We start from the raw sequence: 17,688 nt of genomic DNA, 5'->3' as shown, positions 1-17,688 counted from the left end.
CGGGCGGCGCCCGCGAGCCCGCTTCCGCGGGCCGCGGCCGGCCCCGTCGGCTCGGTGCTCCGCATCCTTTGCCACGGCAGGCCGCCCGGTGCGGCGAGCGCGGGCGCCGGACGCCGGGCCCCCGCGTCCGCGGGCACTTCACGGAACCGTCACAGGGGCTGCGCGACGAGCCGATACGCGCTGTAATGGCCAACGTGGTCAGTGAGGGCGCTACGACACGCAGAACAAGGTCTCTGCGGGCCGAACTTGCCCTCAGGACGGTCGCCGCCACCACCGCCCCGGGCGACCGGTCGCGCCGCGTCCTGGAACAGGCCCTGGTCTTCACCTCGGCGGCCTTCGCCGGCGTCTACACCCGTGCCGAGACCGGTGACGTGCTGTGCCTGGCGGAGTCCGTCGGCGCCCCGCGGACCCTGTACGGGCTGCGGGACACCTACCCCCTGGCCGGGCGGTCCCCGATCACCGACGCCCACCGCACCGGGCGGGCCCAGTGGCTCGGGCCGGAGGAGGTCGCCGACTGTTCCGACGCCCGGCGGATGCCCGAGTGCGACGTCTTCATGGCCGCGCTGCCGCTGCCCGGGGAAGGGCGCGGCTGCCTGCTCGCGGTCACCGAGAGCCCCGGCGGCTTCGACAGCGAGGACCGGGAGTGTCTGGAGCGGGTCGCCGAGGCGGTCGCCTGCCCCGCGCCCGACGAGGCCGCACCGGGCGAGGAACTGCCGCCGAACGCGTTCAGCCTCGCCATGGACACCGGCCGGGTCGAGGTCGGCGACGACCTCCTGGCCCTGTTCGGCATCGACCGCGCCGACTTCGACGGCAAGGTCGAGACGCTGCTCGCGCTGACCGTGCCGGAGGACCTGCCCGCGCTGATGTCCGTGGTGGAGGCCGACCACATGACCATCGGCGATCGCGAGCTGGAGTTCCGCGTCCTGCTGCCCGAAGGGCCGCCCAGGTGGCTGCGGCTGCGCGGCCGGCTGGTGGCGGGCGGCGAGGGCCGCCCGCCCCGCCTGGTCGGCACCGTCGCCGACGCCTCCACCCTGCGTCCCGGCGTCACCGACGTGGCCCGGGTCCAGCGTCTGGCCGCCGCCCTGGCGACCGCGGGCACCGTCCGTGACGTCAGCCAGGCCGTGGTCACCGCGCTGCGCAAGCCGCTGCGCGCGGACCGGATCGCGCTCGCCGAACTGGAGAACGACCGGCTGGTCGTCACCGTCCTCGACCCGCCCGAACCGGGGGCCTGGCCCGAGATGTGGCGCCAGGAGTGGCGCAGCGAGTGGCCGGACGCGCCGGTACGGTCCATGCCCACCCTGGCCGCGGCCCTCAGCGAGGGCCGCGCCCAGATCTGGCCCGCCGGGACCGCGCTGGAGCCCGCCCTCGCCGACGTCGGCCCCGGCGGCCTCGCGGTGCTGCCGCTGCCCGCCGCCGGCCGGATGGCCGGCGCCTGCCTGATCGGCTGGGACGAGCCGCACGAATTCGGCCCCGACGAACGCGCTCTGCTCACCGCCTCGGCCGGCCTCGCCGGCCAGGCCCTGATGCGCGCCCACGCCTTCGACGCCGAGCACGAGCTCGTCGGCATGCTCCAGCGGTCCCTGCTGCCCCGCCGGCTGCCGAAACTGCCCGGGGCGGAGGCGGTGGCCCGCTATCTGCCCGCGACGGCCGGCCTGGAGGTCGGCGGCGACTGGTACGACGTGATCCCGCTGCCGGACAACCACGTCGCCCTCGTCATCGGCGACGTCCAGGGCCACAGTGCGGGCGCGGCCACTCTGATGGGCCAGATGCGCACCGCGCTGCGCGCCTACGCCGCCGAGGGCCACCCCCCGGACGTGGTCGTCTCCCTCGCCAACCGGCTCCTGCTGGACATGGAGACCGACCTGTTCGCCACCTGTGCCTACGTCGACGTGGACATGGAGGCCGGCACGGCCTGGTGCGTACGCGCCGGGCACCTGCCCCCCGTACTGCGATACCCCGACGGCCGCGTGGAGATCGCGGAGGCGGAGGGCGGGCCGCCGCTCGGCGTGCTCGGCCAGGCCGACTTCCCGATGAATCCGCTGCGCCTCCAGCCCGGCACGGTGCTCGCCCTGACCACGGACGGTCTCGTGGAGTCACCGACCTCCGACATCGACCAGGGCATGGCCCGCTTCGCCGCCGGCCTGGCCGCCGCCGACCCCGGCCACCTCGGACTGGTCGCCGACACCCTGCTCACCGACGCCGGGCGGAACGACGACATCGCGCTGCTGTTGATCCGCTACGAGGGCCTGGCCGTACGGCCGCTCAGGGAGACCTGGACCGTGTGGCGGGTGCCCGAGGCGGTCAGCCACGCACGCCGCTTCACCCGGCGCACCCTGCGGGCCTGGCAGGTGACCGAGGAAGCCGACACCGTCCTGCTCGTCGTCTCCGAACTGGTCACCAACGCCCTCGTGCACACCGACGGACAGGTGCGCCTGGACCTCGCCCTCGTCAACGACCGGTTGCGCATCGCGGTCGCCGACACCTCGCCGCGTACGCCCGTCAAACCGACCCGCATCGGCTGGGAGGCCACCGGCGGCCGGGGCATCCTCCTCGTCGAGGCGGTGTCGGCCGCCTGGGGCACCCTGCCGGTCAGCGGCGGCAAGCAGGTGTGGTGCGAGCTGGCCCTGGGGGAGTGACCGGCACCCGCGCCCGTGACCTGAACCTGACGGTGACTCGTCACCTGAACCGCGACTGTGACGGTGACTCGTCACCTGAACCGCGACCTGACCCGTGACCGGACCCAGCACGTCGCCGGCCGGCGGGCGGCTCGCACGGACCCGCCACACGGGTGTGCCGCACCCGGCCCCCGGCAGGTCTGAGCAGCCGCGCGGCCCTGTCCTGTCTAGGGTCCTGGGGTGTGTCACACACCTTCGAAGAGCTTGTCGCGAAGCAGCGCGCGGCCGACGAGGCGCACACCCGGGTCGAGCAACTGCGGCAGAACTACGGGCCGCCCGCACAGGAGCGGTGGACCGGACTGCAGAGCGAGACGTACGAGACGGCCTGGCGCGCCTGGCGCGACCTCGCGCGCGATCTGCAGACCGCCCTGAACGAGTACGCGAGCGACGAGGGCAGGCCCCGCACCGAGGTGGAGGCCGACGTGGAGCGGGCCGCGCGGCCGGCCGGGGACGACGGCGGCAGCGGGCCGCGGGAGCCGTGAACGCAGGTCCGGACCGGCCGTCGGGAATCCGCAGGCCCGGGCCGGGTACCCGCCCGACATGGACACCACTGGATATGAAACGGTCGCGGCGAGCACGGGCTACGGGGTCGCCGCCTTCGTCATCGGCGGCCTGGTCGTCGTCGGTGTGCTGATCTGGGCCGTGCGGCTCGGCATCAGAGTGATGCGGAGCGAATCGAGGACCCCCCGTGGCGGCGAACACCCGACACTGCCGGACTCCGGGCCCGTCCACGAGACCCGGCAGCGGCGCGAGGCGGCCGAGGTCCCGCGTGCCGAGGAGACCGGCCGCCGCCTGACCCCGCACGAACTGGGTTCGTCCGGCAGCAGGCGCAGCGACGACCAGAGCCGCCCGCGCTGGAACACCGGATCCAGCGGCTCCTTCGGCGGCGGGGGCCCGGGCGCGACCTGAGCCCGCGAGTTTGTCCCCGGGGCGCCCGGGGACCCGAAGACCGCGGGACCGCAGGGTTCCGGTCGCCGTCCGAACCGGCGGGACCGGAACGGATCGGACAGCTCCCGACAGACCGGACAGGACCGGACGCAGAAGGAAGATGAGCGTCGTGACCGCGCACACCACGGACAAGCCGATGACCCACCGTCTTGAGGAGACAGGTTGGGCGGAGGCCCGCCGACGGGCGGAGAACGGTGTGCGCACCTGCCTCCCGGCGGTCGAGGACCGCGGCGGTCAGCGCGCGGACCACGGCGGTGCCGACTGGAACATCGTGCGAGGCGAGGACTGACCGGCCGGAGGGGCGACCGACGACACCGCGCGGGGCGAGGACCGAGCCGTCCGCGCTCGACCTCGCCCCGCCGCGGGCGCTCAGCCGTGGGTCTTGGCCAGCTCCAGGATCTCCGCGGTGCTGCCCGTCTCGCCCAGGCGCGGGAAGATCCGCTGGAGGCTGTTCGTGTGGGCCTCCGCGTCCAGATCGCTCATGGCGTCGGCGGCCAGCGTGACGTGGTAGCCGTGCTCATGGGCGGCGCGGGCGGTGGACTCCACGCCGATGCTGGTGGCGATGCCGGCCAGCACGATCTGGGTCACTCCCCGCCGGCGCAGCTGGACATCGAGATCGGTGCCGTGAAAGGCGCCCCAGTTGTGCTTGGTGACGGTGATGTCACCGGGGTGGCCCGCCAGTTCGGGCACGATGACGTCCCAGCCCTCGGGCCGCGCCCGCCCGGAGCCGGCCGCTTCGGTGCGCCCGGGCGGCACGTCCCGGAAGTCGGGGGAGAAGGAGACCCGGACCAGCACGACCGGCAGGTCATGGGCGCGGAAGGCGTCGGCGAGCTCCACGGTGCGCGCGACCACGTCGGTGCCGGAGTGGGGAGCGGTCGGCGAGGCGACGATGCCCGCCTGGAGGTCGATCACGACGAGGGCGGTACGCGGGTCGAGGGCGGTGACTGCCATGGTGTCAGGCCTTTCGGGTCTTGCCGGGGATCTCGGTCTTGCTGTTGGTCTCGGTGGTGCCGAGGGTTTCGGTGGTGCCGGGTGTTCCGGCCGCGCGGCGGACGAGAGGGGCGAGTGATCGGCCGGGCACGGTGCTCACCAGGAGCAGGGCCGATCCGGCGATCATGAACAGGGCCAGGCCGTGCAGCCCGGCCGTGTCGGCGCGGTGCGGGAAGTAGCCCGCGGTGCCGGCTGACGCCGCCAGCGCGCCGAGGTACATGAAGGTGCGCAGCAGCCCCGCCGCCGAGGCGATCCGCGCCGGATCGGCCTGCCGGTAGAGCGCGTTCTGGTTGGCGAGGCCGATCAGCCCCTGCGGGACTCCCATCACGGCCCCCGCCGTCAGCAGCAGCCACAGGGGGCTGCCGGAGCCGACCAGCAGCAGGACGGCACAGGCGACGACCTGGACGGCGGCTCCGACGACGAGCTTCACCCGTACGGCCTCGCGGCGTCCGGTCAGGCCCGAGACGGTGAGCGCGGCGGCCGACAGGGGAAGCATCACCAGTCCGGCCGTGGAGGCGCTGAGCCCGTGGCCCTCCTCCAGCCACTGCGCGTAGCCGTACATGAAGGCGTAGGAGGTCGTGTAGCCGAGCAGTTGGCGCACGTACGTGGCCAGCAGCGGCACATTGCCGGCCAGTACCCGCAGGTCGACGAAGGGCCGCGCGACCCGCAGCTCCCGCGCCGCGAACGCGGCGCCGGTGGCGGCGGCGAGCAGCAGCAGGTGCCAGTGATCGGCCCGCGGTTCCATGAGGAACAGCATCAGTGACACGAGCATCCCGGCGAACAGCGCCATACCGAGCGGATCCACGTCCCTGCGGCGGGCGGGCACGGTGCGGCGCTCCCTCGGCAGTCGCGACACGCCGAGGATCAGACAGGCCGCGGAGAGCGGCACGTTGACCGTGAACACCGCGCGCCAGCCACCGACGCCGATCAGCAGGCCGCCGAGCGCCGGGCCGACCACGGCCACCGTCTGGTTGGCGACGGCCAGTGCCGTCAGCACGCCCGTCGGACTGTCCCGGCCCGTTCGTTCGGCCTCGCGCCGGGTGAGCTGCATGGCGGCCGGGTACGCCGCCGAGGTCCCGAACCCCAGCAGCACGCGTGCGCCGACGAGGGCGCCCAGCGTCGGGGCGAGGGCGCCCAACAGCCCCGCCGCCCCCACCAGGGCCGTACCGATGAGGTAGAGCCGGCGGGGCCCGTACATGTCGACGAGCCGCCCGATGACGGGCTGGCCCACGGCGGTCGCCAGATAGAGCGCCGAGACCAGCCAGACCGTGCGGGCCGGCGGTGCCCCGAAGGCGGCGCCGATCGGGACGAGGGCCACCGCGATCATGGAGGAGTTGATCGGGTTGAGGACCGAGCCCAGGACCATCGGGGCGATCAGGCGGCGGTCGAAGGCACCGGGGGGCGGGGCCGTCGCGCCCCTGGTGTCCCCGGGGCGGCCCTCGGCGCGGGCGTGACCGCGCCTCACGGCCGCGTCAGCCGTTCCAGCAGCGTCAGCGCCTCGAGGAGCGTCTGCCGCTCGTCCTCGCTGTACCGGTCCTCCAGGGCCCGGGCCAGCCACTCCGCGCGGACCTGCCGGTTGCCCTCGATGCGCTCGCGGCCGCCGTCGGTGAGGGTGACCAACTGCCGCCTGCCGTCGTCGGGGTCGGGGCTGCGGCGGATCAGTCCGTGCTGCTCGAGGGCGGCGAGGGTGGCGGCCATCGACTGCGGCCGGACCCCCTCGGCCGCGGCGAGGGCGCTGGCCGTGGCGGCCCCGTGCTTGCCCACCAGGGTGAGCGCCGACACCTGGGAGGGCGTGAGGTCCTCGTCCTGCGCCACCTCGCGGATCCGGCGCCGCAGCCGGCTGAACACCACCCGCAGGTCGCGCGCGGCCAGGGCGGCGGACACGGAGACGCCCTCGGGCACCTCGGCGGTCTGGTGATCCATATGGTTCACCGTAAAACCATCAGGTGAAACTGTCCAGTCTGGACTGAACAGTTTCACCTGGAGGTCTTGTGCGGAGACCTTGCGTGAAGACTGTGCGCGGAGACGTTGCGCGGAGATCTCGCCGCGGATCTCCGGCGGATCCGGGACGCGACCCCGGTGGTGCCGCACTACGCTGACCGCGTGCGCCTGCTCCTGACGTCCGACACCCATCTGCCCAAGCGGGCCAAGGAGCTGCCCGCGCCGCTCCTCGCCGAACTCCCCCGGGCCGACGCCGTCCTGCACGCCGGGGACTGGGTCGACACCGCCACGCTGGACCTGCTGGAGAGCCGCAGCCGCCGGCTGATCGGCGTGTACGGCAACAACGACGGCCCCGCGCTGCGCGCCCGCCTGCCGGAGGTGGCCCACGCCGAACTCGGCGGGCTGCGCTTCGGCGTCGTCCACGAGACCGGGCCGGCCCAAGGCCGCGAGCGCCGCTGCGCCGCCCGCTTCCCCGACCTGGACGTGCTGGTCTTCGGCCACAGCCACATTCCCTGGGACACCACCGCCGCCTCGGGGCTGCGGCTGCTCAACCCCGGTTCGCCGACGGACCGCCGTCGCCAGCCGTACTGCACTTATATGACGGCGGAGGTCGCCGACGGCCGCCTCGCGCGGGTGGAGCTGCACCGGCTGCCGCGCCGATGAGGGCGCCGCCCGTCACGGCTGTGTCCGGCGGGGACGGAGTGATTCATTCCGTCATTGTTGCCTCTGTGGCCTGCGAGTTTGCGAAATTTCCCAGGTTTGCCGGATTCGATGGTTGGGTTCCCTCCAGGAGGGTAGGCGGCCGTCAACGGATGAGGCACGCATGCGACGCCTCGCAGCACATGTGCAGCACTTCCTGTCTGGAAGGAGGTCCGTGAGAGCGCATACTCGCAGCTCCCGGGCCGCCACCGCGCACGGAGCGGCCCGGATCTCGCCGAGAAGTCGGAAACGAGAAAGGGAAGAGTGACCCTGGGGCGGCCCGCGATCGGGCCGCCCTCCTGGTGCCCGGCGTGCGACGGTCAGCGGCGCCTCAGCCGCCGTACGCCGACCACGACGAGGGCCACCAGTACGACGGCCCCGGCCGCCGCCCCGGCGCGCTTGGCGACCGGCACCCCGGCGGCGCGCAGCAGGTCGAGCGGTTCCGCCTCCTCGCGGCCCGCCGTGAGGTCCGTCCCGCCGGCCGCCGCGGGAGCCCCGCCCTTCTGCGCGGGGCCGGCCGCCGCCCGGGCTGATCCGGTACCGGGCTCCTCGGTGACCTGCGGCGTCGTAGCGGCCAGCCGCTGCGACAGACAGTCCGCGAACTGCCCCACCAGCCGGTCGCCCACCTCCGCCAGCACCCCGCGCCCGAACTGCGCCGGGCGCCCGGTCACCGTCAGATCGGTGCGCACCGACACCGCCGTGCCGCCCTCGCGCTCCTCCAAGGTGCCCGTGACGGTGGCCCGTGCCGTGCCCTGCCCGCGGGTCTCCCGGCCGCTCGCCACGAGCACCATGCGCCGGGCCGCCTCGTCCTGTTCCTCGAAGATTGCCGTGCCCTTGTACGTCACGGTGATCGGCCCCAGCTTCACCTTGACCGACCCGGTCACCGTCTTGCCGTCGTACTCCTCCACGCTGGCCCCCGGCAGACACGGCGCGACGCGCTCGATGTCGAGGAGCGCCCGCCAGGCGTCGTCGACCGGTACGGGCACCGTGAACGCGTGGTGCAGTTCCATGACGTCCTCCTCGTCCAGCTCGTCGTCCGGCTCGTCGTCCGGGCTCGTCCATGCTCTCGTTCGGGCGGCGCCGGTCGCGGTTCAGGCGAAGCCGGTCGTGTGAATGGCTCCGGCGGTCGCGGTCAGGGGCGCCCCGGTGCCGCCCCAGCGCAGGGAGATGATCTCGGCCGCGACGGACACGGCCACCTCCTCCGGCGTACGGGCCCCCAGGTCGAGGCCGACCGGGGAGCGCAGCCGGGACAGCTCGTCCTCGGTCAGCCCGGCCTCGATCAGCCGCTGCATGCGGTCGTGATGGGTGCGGCGGCTGCCCATCGCCCCGATGTACGCCGCCGGCCGGCGCAGCGCCTCCTCCAGCAGCGGCACGTCGAACTTCGGATCGTGGGTGAGCACGCAGATCACCGTGCGCTCGTCGGTGTCCGTGGCGTGCAGATAGCGATGCGGCCAGTCCACGACGACCTCCACGGGCTCCGGGAACCGCTTGGGTGTGGCGAAGACCGGGCGGGCGTCGCACACCGTGACCCGGTAGCCGAGGAAGGAGCCGATCCGGGCCACCGCGGCGGCGTAGTCGATCGCTCCGAACACCAGCATGCGCGGCGGCGGGGCGAAGGAGTGCAGGAACACCGTGACGGCGTCCTCCCGCCGCTCGCCACGGGGCCCGTAGTGCCTCAGCCCCGTCGCGCCGCGGGCCAGTTCGCCGCGGGCGTCCGCGGTGACCGCCACGTCCAGCCCGGACGCGCCGAGCGTCCCGGCGACCGTCGTGGGCCAGACCACGAGCGTCGCCCCGCGCGGCGCCGGCCCGTCGACGACGGTCGCCACGGTCACCGGCTCACCGGCGGCCACCGACGCCGCCACCGCGCCGAAGGCGGGGTCCGACTCGGGCGTCACGGGCCTGACCAGCACGGTGATCTCGCCCCCGCAGGTCAGCCCGACCGCGAACGCGTCCTCGTCGCTGTAGCCGAAGGTCTCCAGGCACGCCTCGCCGTTCGCCACGACCTCCTGGGCCAGCTCGAAGACCGCGCCCTCCACACACCCCCCGGACACGCTGCCGACCACCTCGTCGTCCGGACCGACGGCCATCGACGCGCCGGGCTCGCGCGGTGCGCTGCGGCTGACCGAGACGACCGTGGCGAGCCCGAACGGCACCCGCGCCGCGTACCAGCGCTCGAGCGCCGGAAGAATGTCACGCACGCTCCGCTCCTCTCCTGCGGGCTGTTCCGTTCCGCCAAGGGGCCTCACTGCACGGTACGGCGCTCGCCCCCGGTACGCCCGTACCCGACCGCCACCGTGCCGGGGCCGGCCCTCACGGCGGTCGCCGCGGCCCGCCACCGGCGACGGGCGGCGCCGGCACGGACGCGACCGGCGCCGCCGGCCCACCGGTCGCATCCGTGCCGGCGCCCCGTACCACCGCTGCCAGGTGCTCCAGAGCGGCGAGACTGTGGCCCTCGACGAAGGCGTCCACGTGCGGCAGGGCCGCGGCCATGCCCGCGGCGAGCGGGGCGTAGCCGGGGCGGGCCTTGCGGGGGTTGGCCCAGATCACCCGGTGCGCCAGCCGGTGCAGCCGGGTCATCTGGGCGGCGAGCAGCACCGGATCGCCCCGCTCCCAGCCGTCGGACAGCAGCACCACGACGGCGCCGCGCGCCATGCCCCGCTGCCCCCACCGGTCGAGGAAGTCCCGCAGCAGCTCCCCCAGCCGGGTGCCGCCGCGCCAGTCGGGTACCGCCTCGGCCACCGCGGCCATCGCCAGCTCCGGGTCCCGGTGGGACAGCTCCCGCGTCACCCGGGTCAGCCGGGTGCCGATGGTGAACACCTCCGTGCGCCGCCTCCGGGCCGCCGCGTGCGCGAACCGCAGCAGCGCGTCCGCGTACGGGGCCATGGAGCCGCTGACGTCGACGAGCAGCACCACCCGGCGGGGCCGGTCCACGCGCGCGTGCCGCCGGAGCAGCGCGGGTTCGCCGCCCCGCCGCAGCATCTCCCGTACGGTGCGATGCGGATCGACGGGGCCGCTCCGGGCCGGCCGCCGCCGCGCGCTGCGCCGCGACTGCCCGCGCAGCGCGAACGCGGCCAGCAGCCGGCGCACCTGTGCCCGTTCGGCCGGACCCAGTTCCGCGACGTCGCGGTGGCGCAGCACCTCCACCGAACTGGCGAGCGAGGCGACGGGCGGGCCCTGCGGCTCGTCGTCCGGGCCGCCGGTGCGCGTACGGGGGGCCGCCTCACGCACCGTCGCCCGGAGCCTGGGCCGGGGAGCGGTCCGTACCGGCCGGGCCGGGGGCCCGCCTGGGCCCTGCCCGAAGTACGCGCCGAACACCCGCTCGTAGCGGTCCAGGTCGTCCCGGTCCCCGCACAGCGTCAGCCGTCCCGCCCAGTACACGTCCGCCCGCACGCCGGGCCGCAGCGCGTCCACCGCCCGCAGGAAGGCGTGCACCCGCTCGGCGCTCACCCCCACCCCCGCCGTGCGCAGCGCCCGCGCGAAGCCCAGCAGCGCGGCGTCGGCGCCTCGGAGCGTGCCCGTACGCGTCACGTCCCTCCCGCCCCCCGCCCCGCGAGGATCGCCGCGAAGTCCAGGCCCCGGGCCCGGACCGTGTCCTCGCGGTACTTCAGCACCGACCCGAGCGTGGCCACCGCCAGTTCGGCGTCGGCCTCGGTCGCGCCGAGCGCGTCCAGGGCGGCTGCCCAGTCGAGCGTCTCCGCCACGCCCGGCGGCTTGAGCAGGTCCTCGGCGCGCAGCGCCTGCACCAGCGCGGTCACCTGCTCGGCCAGCCGCGCCGACACCCGCGGCAACCGGCGGCGGACGATGGCCAGTTCGCGGGCGAAGCCGGGGTGGTCGAACCAGTGGTACAGGCAGCGCCGCTTCAGCGCGTCGTGCACCTCCCGGGTCCGGTTCGAGGTGAGGACGACCACCGGCGGCACCTCGGCCCGCACCGTGCCCAGCTCGGGAATGGTCACCTGGAACTCCGACAGCACCTCCAGCAGGAACGCCTCGAACTCGTCGTCCGCCCGGTCGATCTCGTCCACCAGCAGCACCGACGGCTGCGTCTGCAACGCCCGCAGCAGCGGCCGGGCGAGAAGGAACCGCCGGTCGTACAGCTCGTGCTCCAGCCGGTCGGCGTCGGTGACACCGGCCGCCTCGGCGGCCCGCAGATGCAGCAGCTGACGGGGGAAGTCCCAGTCGTACAGCGCCTGCGAGGCGTCGATCCCCTCGTGGCACTGGAGCCGGATCAGCGGGGCGCCGAACGCCTCGGCGAGAGCGGACGCCAGCGCCGTCTTGCCGACGCCCGCGTCGCCCTCGCAGAAGACCGGCCGGTGCAGCCGCAGCGCCAGGAAGCAGGCGACGGTGAGCCCTTCGTCGACGAGGTAACCGGTCGCCTCCAGACGGGAACGCACCTGCTCGGGGCTGTCGACGGTGATGATCGGCGCTCACCCCATCCCGGCCGCGGCCAGCACCGCCCGTTTGGTGAGTACACGGGCGAGGTGCGCCCGGTACTCCGGTGAGGCCGAGGCGTCCCCGGACGGCCGGGTGCCCTCCGCGGCCGACTGGGCCGCCCGGGCCACCGCGTCCGGGTCCCCGGCGCCGGCCAGCGCCTGCTCGGTCGCCGGGGCCCGCAGCGGGGTCGCGCCCATGTTGGTCAGGGCGATCCGGGCCTCGGCGATGTGCCCGTCGTCCCGGCGGACCAGCGCGGCCACACCCACCATCGCCCACGCCTGAGCCACCCGGCTGAACTTCTCGTAGTGGAAGCCCCAGCCGTCCCGTTTCGGCACCCGGATCTCCACCAGGAGCTCGTCCGGGGCCAGCGCGGTCTGCAGATAGTCGGCGAAGAAGTCGCGCGCCGGGATGGCGCGCCGCCCGCCCGGTCCCACGGCGACCAGTTCCGCGTCCAGGGCCAGCGCCACCGCGGGCAGGTCCCCGGCCGGATCGGCGTGCGCGAGCGAGCCGCCGAGGGTGCCCCGGTGGCGTACGGCGGGATCGGCGACCTTCTGCGTGGCCCGGGCCAGCAGGCCCGCGTGCCGCCGCACCAGCGGATCACGGATCACGTCGTGGTGCGTGGTCAGCGCGCCGATGGCGAGCGCGTCGCCGTCCTCGCGCACGCCCCGCAGCCCGGGGATCCGCCCGATGTCGACGAGGAGTTCGGGGAAGGCGAGGCGCAGCCGCAGCAGCGGCAGCAGGCTCTGCCCGCCGGCCAGCACCTTGGCGTCCTCGCCGGCGTCGGCGAGCGTGCGTACGGCCTCCTCCACGGTGGCCGGCCGGGCGTAGTCGAACGCGGGGGGAATCATGCCGAGGCCTCCTTGTCCGCCGTCCCGGACGACTGCGCCGCCGTGACCGCCTCCCAGACCCGCTCCGGGGTGCAGGGCATCCGTACGTCGTGCACGCCCAGCGGGCGCAGCGCGTCCACGATCGCGTTGACCACGGCGGGCGTGGAGGCGATCGTGCCCGCCTCGCCGACGCCCTTGACGCCGAGCGGGTTGTCCGCGGGTGTCTCGGTCCGGTCGGTGACGAAGTCGGGCAGGTCCACCGCCGAGGGCACCAGGTAGTCGGCCATCGTCCCGGAGACCAGGTTGCCCTCCGTGTCGTACACCGCCTCCTCGTACAGGGCCTGCGCGATGCCCTGGGCGAGCCCGCCGTGCACCTGCCCCTCGACGATCATCGGGTTGATCACCCGGCCGACGTCGTCGACGCAGACGTAGGAGCGGATACGGGTCCGCCCGGTCTCGGTGTCGACCTCGACCGCGCACAGGTGGGTGCCGTGCGGATAGGAGAAGTTCTCCGGGTCCAGCACGTGCTCGGCGTTGAGGGTCGGTTCCATGCCGTCGGGCATGTCGTGCGAGGTGAACGCCTCGAAGGCGATCTCCTGGATGGACTTGCGCGCTTCGGGCGATCCCTTCACCGAGAACACGCCGTCCTTGAACTCCAGGTCCCGCTCGCTGGCTTCGAGCAGGTGGGCCGCCACCTTCCGCGCCTTGTCCACCACCTTCTCGGCGGCCCGGTGCACCGCCGACCCGCCCACGACCAGCGAGCGCGAGCCGTAGGTGTCCATGCCCTGCGGGGCGACCTTGGTGTCCCCGTGCACCACCTCGACGTCCTCGAACGGCACACCGAGGACGTCCGCCGCGATCTGGCTCCAGCAGGTCACGTGCCCCTGCCCGTGCGGGCTGGTGCCGGTGACCACCTCGACCTTGCCGGTGGGCAGCATGCGGATGCTCGCCGCCTCCCAGCCACCGGCCGCGTACCTCAGGTCCCGCAGCACCCGGCTGGGCGCCAGGCCGCACATCTCGGTGTACGTCGACACCCCGATGCCCAGGCGTACCGGGTCCCCGCGCTCGTTGCGCTTGCGCTGCTCGGCGCGCAGGTCCTCGTACCCGAACAGGGCGAGGGCCTTGTCGGTCGCCGCCTCGTAGTTGCCGCTGTCGTAGGTCAGGCCGGCGATCGAGGTGTAGGGGAACTCCTCGTGCCGGATCCAGTTGCGCCGCCGCACCTCCACCGGGTCCAGGCCCACCTCGGCGGCCAGTTCGTCCATGGCCCGCTCGATCGCGTACGTGGCCTCCGGGCGTCCGGCTCCCCGGTAGGCGTCGGTCGGGGTCTTCGTGGTGAACACGCCGGTGCAGTTGAACTCGTAGGAGTCCATCTTGTAGATCGCCGGGTACATGAACGCACCCAGGATCGGGATGCCCGGGGTGACCAGCATCAGGTAGGCGCCCATGTCGGCGAGCAGGTCGACCTTGAGGCCGAGCAGCTTCCCCTCGCGGGTCGCGGCGATCTCGATGTCCTGGATCATGCCGCGGCCGTGGTGGGTGGCGAGATAGCCCTCGGAGCGGGACTCGGTCCACTTCACCGGCCGGCCCAGCTTGCGCGCCACCGCCAGCGCGAGCGCCTCCTCGCCGTACACCTGGAGCTTGGAGCCGAAGCCGCCGCCCACGTCCGGAGCGACGACCCGCAGCTTGTGCTCGGGCACGCCGGTGACCGTGGAGAGCATGATGCGCAGGATGTGCGGGATCTGGGTCGCGGAGTACACCGTGTACTCGCCGGAGGCGGCGAGCGGGGTGACGACGACCGCGCGCGGCTCCATGGCGTTGGGGATGAGGCGCTGCTGGTGGTAGCGGCGCTTGAGCACGACGTCCGCGCGCTGCCGGACGGCTTCGAAGTCGTCGCCCGTCCTCAGCGGCCAGACGTAGGCGCGGTTGGTGCCCTTGTCGGCGTGGACGAGCGGAGTGCCCTCGGTGAGCGCGTCCTCCAGGTCGAGCACCGGGGGCAGGGGCTCGTAGTCGACCTCGATCGCCTCCAGCGCGTCGGCGGCGGCGTACCGGTCGCGGGCCACCACCACGGCCACCGGGTCGCCGGCGTGACGGACCTCGTCGAGCGCGAGCGGCGGGTGGTCCGGCAGCACCATGTCCTCGGTGACGGGCCAGGCACAAGGCAGCGAACCCAACCCGTCGGCGAGGTCCCGGCCGCTGTACGCGGCGAGCACGCCGGGGCGCTGCAGGGCGGGGGAGACGTCGACCCGCTCGATGCGGGCGTGGGCCATGGGGCTGCGCAGGATCGCCATGTGCAGCAGCCCGGTGACGGTGATGTTGTCGGTCCAGTTGGTCTGTCCGGTGATCAGCCGGGCGTCCTCCTTGCGGAGCCTCGCCCTGCCCACCTCACGCTCGACGGCCTGGTCCGTCATGCCGTCACCTCCTGCGTGGGGGTGGCCTGCCGGCCGGCGGCGGTCTCCTCCCCGGCGACCGCGAGCACCGCACGGACGATGTTCTGGTAGCCGGTGCACCGGCACAGATTGCCTTCCAGCGCCCCGCGCACCTCGTCGGCGGTGGGATGCGGGTTCTCGCGCAGCAGATCGCGCGCCGCCATGATCATTCCGGGTGTGCAGTAGCCGCACTGCAGCGCGTGCCGCTCGTGGAACGAGCGTTGCAGCGGGGTCCACTCGCCGTCCGGTGCCAGCCCCTGGACGGTGGTCACCTCGCCGCCGTCCGCCTGTACGGCCAGCACCGTGCAGCTCTTGACGCTCGTGCCGTCCAGCTCGACCGTGCAGGCCCCGCAGTTGGAGGTGTCGCAGCCGATGGGGGTGCCGGTCAGGCCGAGCCGGTCACGCAGATAGTGGACCAGGAGGAGACGGGGCTCCACCTCGTCCTCGTACATCGTGCCGTCCACCGTGACCGAGATATGCGTCATGTGCCCTCCAGAGACCGAATGGGCGTACGTGAGGGAGTCCAGCGACCAGCGTGGTGTACGTCACTCTATGGCCGAGCCCCCGGCACGGCGAGTGGTGCGACGGGGTTTGTTGACCATTAATCCATTGCCGCCGGGTGCGCCGCCCTGCTGCACTGTCCGTGAGCCGACGCCACCCGACGAGGAGCATCCATGCGCACTGCGTCCATGTCCGCCCAGGAAGGAATCCCGCCCATGCAGAAGGACATGACGCTCAGTGCACTTGCTCAACCTCGGCATCCTCGCGCACGTAGACGCCGGTAAGACCAGCCTGACCGAGCGGCTGCTGCACTCCGTCGGCGTGATCGACGAGATCGGCAGCGTCGACGCCGGCAGCACCCGGACCGACACGCTCGCCCTGGAGCGGCAGCGCGGCATCACGATCAAGTCCGCCGTCGTCTCCTTCCCGGTCGACGGCATCACCGTCAACCTCATCGACACGCCCGGCCACCCCGACTTCATCGCCGAGGTGGAACGCGTCCTCGGCGTGCTCGACGGCGCGGTCCTCGTGATCTCCGCGGTCGAGGGCGTCCAGGCGCAGACCCGGGTGCTGCTGCGCACACTCCAGCGGCTGCGTATCCCGGCCCTGCTCTTCGTCAACAAGATCGACCGGCGGGGCGCCCAGGACGAGACCTTGCTGCGCGCCGTCGCACGGCGGCTCACGCCCGACGCCGTGCCCATGGGGCGCGTCGAGGGGCTCGGCACCCGCGCGGCCCGCCTCGTCCCCGGTCTCGGCCCGAACGCCGCCGACGTCCTCGCCGGCCACGACGACGACCTGCTGACCGCCTACGTCGAGGGCGCCCTCGGCGACGACCTCCTGCACACGGCCCTCGCCGCCCAGACCCGACAGGCCCTCGCGCATCCGCTGTACTTCGGGTCCGCGATCACCGGAGCCGGTGTGGACGCGCTGATCGGCGGCGTCAGGGACCTGCTGCCCGCAGCGGAGGGCGATCCCGGCGGGCCGGTCTCGGCCGGCGTGTTCAAGGTCGAGCGGGGACCGGCGGGGGAGAAGGTGGCCTACGCGCGGATGTTCTCCGGCACGCTCCGCGTCCGCGACCGCGTCCGTTACGGAGAATCCCGCACGGAGGGCCGCATCACCGCGATCGGCGTCTTCGACCACGGCACGGACGTCCGCGCCGACGCCGTCCCCGCCGGCCGGATCGCCCGGCTGTGGGGCCTGACCGACATCAGAATCGGCGACGCCGTCGGCGAGCCGCTCAGGACACCGGAGCGCCACTTCGCACCGCCGACCCTTCAGACCGTCGTCGTTCCGGGCCCCGGAACCGGTCGCGGGGCCCTGCACCTCGCGCTCACCCGGCTCGCCGAGCAGGACCCCCTGATCGGGCTGCGTCACGACGAGGTGCGCCGGGAGACGTCGGTGTCGCTGTACGGGGAGGTGCAGAAAAAGGTTCTCCAGGCCACGCTCGCCGACGAGTTCGGGCTGGACGTCACCTTCCGCGAGACCACCCCGCTGTGCATCGAACGGCCGGTGGGCAGCGGAGCGGCCGTGGAGTTGAACAAGAAGGACGGCAACCCCTTCCTCGCCACGGTCGGGCTGCGCGTCGACCCCGCCCTGGCCGGCTCCGGGGTGGACTTCCGGATGGAGGTGGAGCTGGGCTCGATGCCGTACGCCTTCTTCAAGGCGGTGGAGGACACCGTGCGCGAGGCGCTCGGGCAGGGCCTGCACGGCTGGCAGGTCACCGACTGCACGGTGACCATGACGCACTCCGGCTACTCGCCCCGCCAGAGCCACGCCCACCAGGGCTTCGACAAGAGCATGTCCAGCACCGGCGCCGACTTCCGCGGGCTGACCCCGCTGGTCCTGATCGAGGCGCTGCGGCGCGCGGGCACCCGTGTTCACGAGCCGATGCACCGCTTCCGCGTCGAGGCGCCCGCGGACACCCTCGGCGCGCTGCTGCCGGTGCTGGCCGCGCTGCGGGCCGTGCCCCGCACCACCCGGACCCGTGGCAGCGACTGCGTCCTGGACGGCGAGATCCCGGCCGCCCGGGTGCACGCGCTGGAGCAGCAACTGCCGGGACTGACCCGCGGCGAGGGCGAACTGGAGACGGCCTTCGACCACTACGCCCCGGTCACGGGCGGCACGGTTCCCGAGCGCCCGCGCACCGACCACAACCCCCTGGACCGCAAGGAGTACCTGCTCAACCTGACCCGCCGGGTCGGCGGATGAGCCCCCGCGATTGACCCTGCCCTCACGTCAGGCTTCAGGCTG

The 17,688-nt window shown here is 73.8% G+C and carries 16 protein-coding genes; 6 read left to right on the top strand and 10 right to left on the bottom strand.

Annotated elements, in window-relative coordinates; all coding sequences use genetic code 11:
- Nucleotides 1-185 precede the first annotated feature (185 nt).
- The 4 genes from ACWDUZ_RS00655 to ACWDUZ_RS00640 all read left to right on the top strand — a co-directional run bounded on the left by ACWDUZ_RS00655 (nt 186) and on the right by ACWDUZ_RS00640 (nt 3,912).
- Nucleotides 186-2,636 (top strand): SpoIIE family protein phosphatase, encoded by a 2,451-nt coding sequence (locus ACWDUZ_RS00655; protein WP_451629550.1) that lies wholly within the window; start codon nt 186-188, stop codon nt 2,634-2,636.
- A gap of 221 nt (nt 2,637-2,857) precedes the next feature.
- Nucleotides 2,858-3,157 carry a hypothetical protein gene (locus ACWDUZ_RS00650; protein ID WP_451629549.1) on the top strand — a complete coding sequence of 100 codons (300 nt, stop codon included), beginning with the start codon at nt 2,858-2,860 and terminating at the stop codon, nt 3,155-3,157.
- A 58-nt stretch (nt 3,158-3,215) separates the two neighbouring features.
- Nucleotides 3,216-3,584, top strand: a complete 369-nt coding sequence (locus tag ACWDUZ_RS00645; RefSeq protein WP_451629548.1) for a DUF6479 family protein — start codon at nt 3,216-3,218, stop codon at nt 3,582-3,584.
- Between the two features lie 139 nt (nt 3,585-3,723).
- Nucleotides 3,724-3,912, top strand: a complete 189-nt coding sequence (locus tag ACWDUZ_RS00640; RefSeq protein WP_451629547.1) for a hypothetical protein — start codon at nt 3,724-3,726, stop codon at nt 3,910-3,912.
- A gap of 80 nt (nt 3,913-3,992) precedes the next feature.
- Here the strand turns inward: ACWDUZ_RS00640 and ACWDUZ_RS00635 are convergent, their stop codons facing one another.
- From ACWDUZ_RS00635 to ACWDUZ_RS00625, 3 genes are read right to left on the bottom strand one after another with little or no spacing between them, the layout of a single operon-like run.
- On the bottom strand, nt 3,993-4,574 hold the full coding sequence (locus ACWDUZ_RS00635; RefSeq protein ID WP_451629546.1) for a hydrolase: 582 nt from the start codon (nt 4,572-4,574) through the stop codon (nt 3,993-3,995).
- A 4-nt stretch (nt 4,575-4,578) separates the two neighbouring features.
- Nucleotides 4,579-6,078, bottom strand: coding sequence for an MFS transporter (locus ACWDUZ_RS00630; RefSeq protein WP_451629545.1), 1,500 nt, complete (start codon nt 6,076-6,078; stop codon nt 4,579-4,581).
- Nucleotides 6,075-6,536 (bottom strand): MarR family transcriptional regulator, encoded by a 462-nt coding sequence (locus tag ACWDUZ_RS00625; RefSeq protein ID WP_451629544.1) that lies wholly within the window; start codon nt 6,534-6,536, stop codon nt 6,075-6,077. Before ACWDUZ_RS00625 ends, ACWDUZ_RS00630 begins: the two co-directional genes overlap by 4 nt.
- A 180-nt stretch (nt 6,537-6,716) precedes the next feature.
- On the opposite strand from ACWDUZ_RS00625, the gene ACWDUZ_RS00620 reads away from it, so the two are divergent.
- Nucleotides 6,717-7,217: a metallophosphoesterase family protein gene (locus tag ACWDUZ_RS00620; protein ID WP_451629543.1), complete on the top strand. Its 501-nt coding sequence runs from the start codon at nt 6,717-6,719 to the stop codon at nt 7,215-7,217.
- 356 nt (nt 7,218-7,573) lie between these two features.
- Here the strand turns inward: ACWDUZ_RS00620 and ACWDUZ_RS00615 are convergent, their stop codons facing one another.
- The 7 genes from ACWDUZ_RS00615 to ACWDUZ_RS00585 all read right to left on the bottom strand — a co-directional run bounded on the left by ACWDUZ_RS00615 (nt 7,574) and on the right by ACWDUZ_RS00585 (nt 15,422).
- Nucleotides 7,574-8,263 (bottom strand): SRPBCC family protein, encoded by a 690-nt coding sequence (locus ACWDUZ_RS00615; RefSeq protein WP_451629542.1) that lies wholly within the window; start codon nt 8,261-8,263, stop codon nt 7,574-7,576.
- Nucleotides 8,264-8,344: 81 nt separating this feature from the next.
- A complete protein-coding gene (locus ACWDUZ_RS00610; protein WP_451629541.1) occupies nt 8,345-9,451 on the bottom strand; it encodes an XdhC family protein in 1,107 nt (368 codons plus the stop codon).
- A 112-nt stretch (nt 9,452-9,563) separates the two neighbouring features.
- Entirely contained in the window at nt 9,564-10,781 is a 1,218-nt protein-coding gene (locus ACWDUZ_RS00605) for a vWA domain-containing protein (protein ID WP_451629540.1), read from the bottom strand.
- Entirely contained in the window at nt 10,778-11,671 is an 894-nt protein-coding gene (locus ACWDUZ_RS00600; protein WP_451629807.1) for an AAA family ATPase, read from the bottom strand. Before ACWDUZ_RS00600 ends, ACWDUZ_RS00605 begins: the two co-directional genes overlap by 4 nt.
- A 6-nt stretch (nt 11,672-11,677) precedes the next feature.
- The gene (locus ACWDUZ_RS00595) at nt 11,678-12,532 is read right to left on the bottom strand and encodes an FAD binding domain-containing protein (protein ID WP_451629539.1); all 855 of its coding nucleotides are present in this window, start codon (nt 12,530-12,532) and stop codon (nt 11,678-11,680) included.
- Entirely contained in the window at nt 12,529-14,919 is a 2,391-nt protein-coding gene (locus tag ACWDUZ_RS00590) for a xanthine dehydrogenase family protein molybdopterin-binding subunit (protein WP_451629538.1), read from the bottom strand. Before ACWDUZ_RS00590 ends, ACWDUZ_RS00595 begins: the two co-directional genes overlap by 4 nt.
- Nucleotides 14,916-15,422, bottom strand: a complete 507-nt coding sequence (locus ACWDUZ_RS00585) for a (2Fe-2S)-binding protein (protein ID WP_451629537.1) — start codon at nt 15,420-15,422, stop codon at nt 14,916-14,918. The genes ACWDUZ_RS00590 and ACWDUZ_RS00585 overlap by 4 nt, the downstream gene beginning before the upstream one ends.
- Before the next feature lie 253 nt (nt 15,423-15,675).
- Between ACWDUZ_RS00585 and ACWDUZ_RS00580 the strand changes: the two genes are divergently transcribed.
- Nucleotides 15,676-17,646, top strand: coding sequence for a GTP-binding protein (locus ACWDUZ_RS00580; RefSeq protein WP_451629536.1), 1,971 nt, complete (start codon nt 15,676-15,678; stop codon nt 17,644-17,646).
- The last annotated feature ends 42 nt before the right edge of the window (nt 17,647-17,688 follow it).

It is taken from the genome of Streptomyces sp. NPDC003393 (assembly GCF_053589015.1).
This window is presented reverse-complemented; position numbering and strand designations above follow the sequence as displayed.

What these genes read in the sequence shown, in the direction of transcription:
- ACWDUZ_RS00655 (WP_451629550.1), top strand. Translation starts at nt 186, where the DNA reads ATGGCCAACGTGGTCAGTGAGGGCGCTACGACACGCAGAACAAGGTCT.
- ACWDUZ_RS00645 (WP_451629548.1), top strand. Translation starts at nt 3,216, where the DNA reads ATGGACACCACTGGATATGAAACGGTCGCGGCGAGCACGGGCTACGGG.
- ACWDUZ_RS00640 (WP_451629547.1), top strand. Translation starts at nt 3,724, where the DNA reads ATGAGCGTCGTGACCGCGCACACCACGGACAAGCCGATGACCCACCGT.
- ACWDUZ_RS00635 (WP_451629546.1), bottom strand. Translation starts at nt 4,574, where the DNA reads ATGGCAGTCACCGCCCTCGACCCGCGTACCGCCCTCGTCGTGATCGAC.
- ACWDUZ_RS00625 (WP_451629544.1), bottom strand. Translation starts at nt 6,536, where the DNA reads ATGGATCACCAGACCGCCGAGGTGCCCGAGGGCGTCTCCGTGTCCGCC.
- ACWDUZ_RS00615 (WP_451629542.1), bottom strand. Translation starts at nt 8,263, where the DNA reads ATGGAACTGCACCACGCGTTCACGGTGCCCGTACCGGTCGACGACGCC.
- ACWDUZ_RS00595 (WP_451629539.1), bottom strand. Translation starts at nt 12,532, where the DNA reads ATGATTCCCCCCGCGTTCGACTACGCCCGGCCGGCCACCGTGGAGGAG.
- ACWDUZ_RS00590 (WP_451629538.1), bottom strand. Translation starts at nt 14,919, where the DNA reads ATGACGGACCAGGCCGTCGAGCGTGAGGTGGGCAGGGCGAGGCTCCGC.
- ACWDUZ_RS00585 (WP_451629537.1), bottom strand. Translation starts at nt 15,422, where the DNA reads ATGACGCATATCTCGGTCACGGTGGACGGCACGATGTACGAGGACGAG.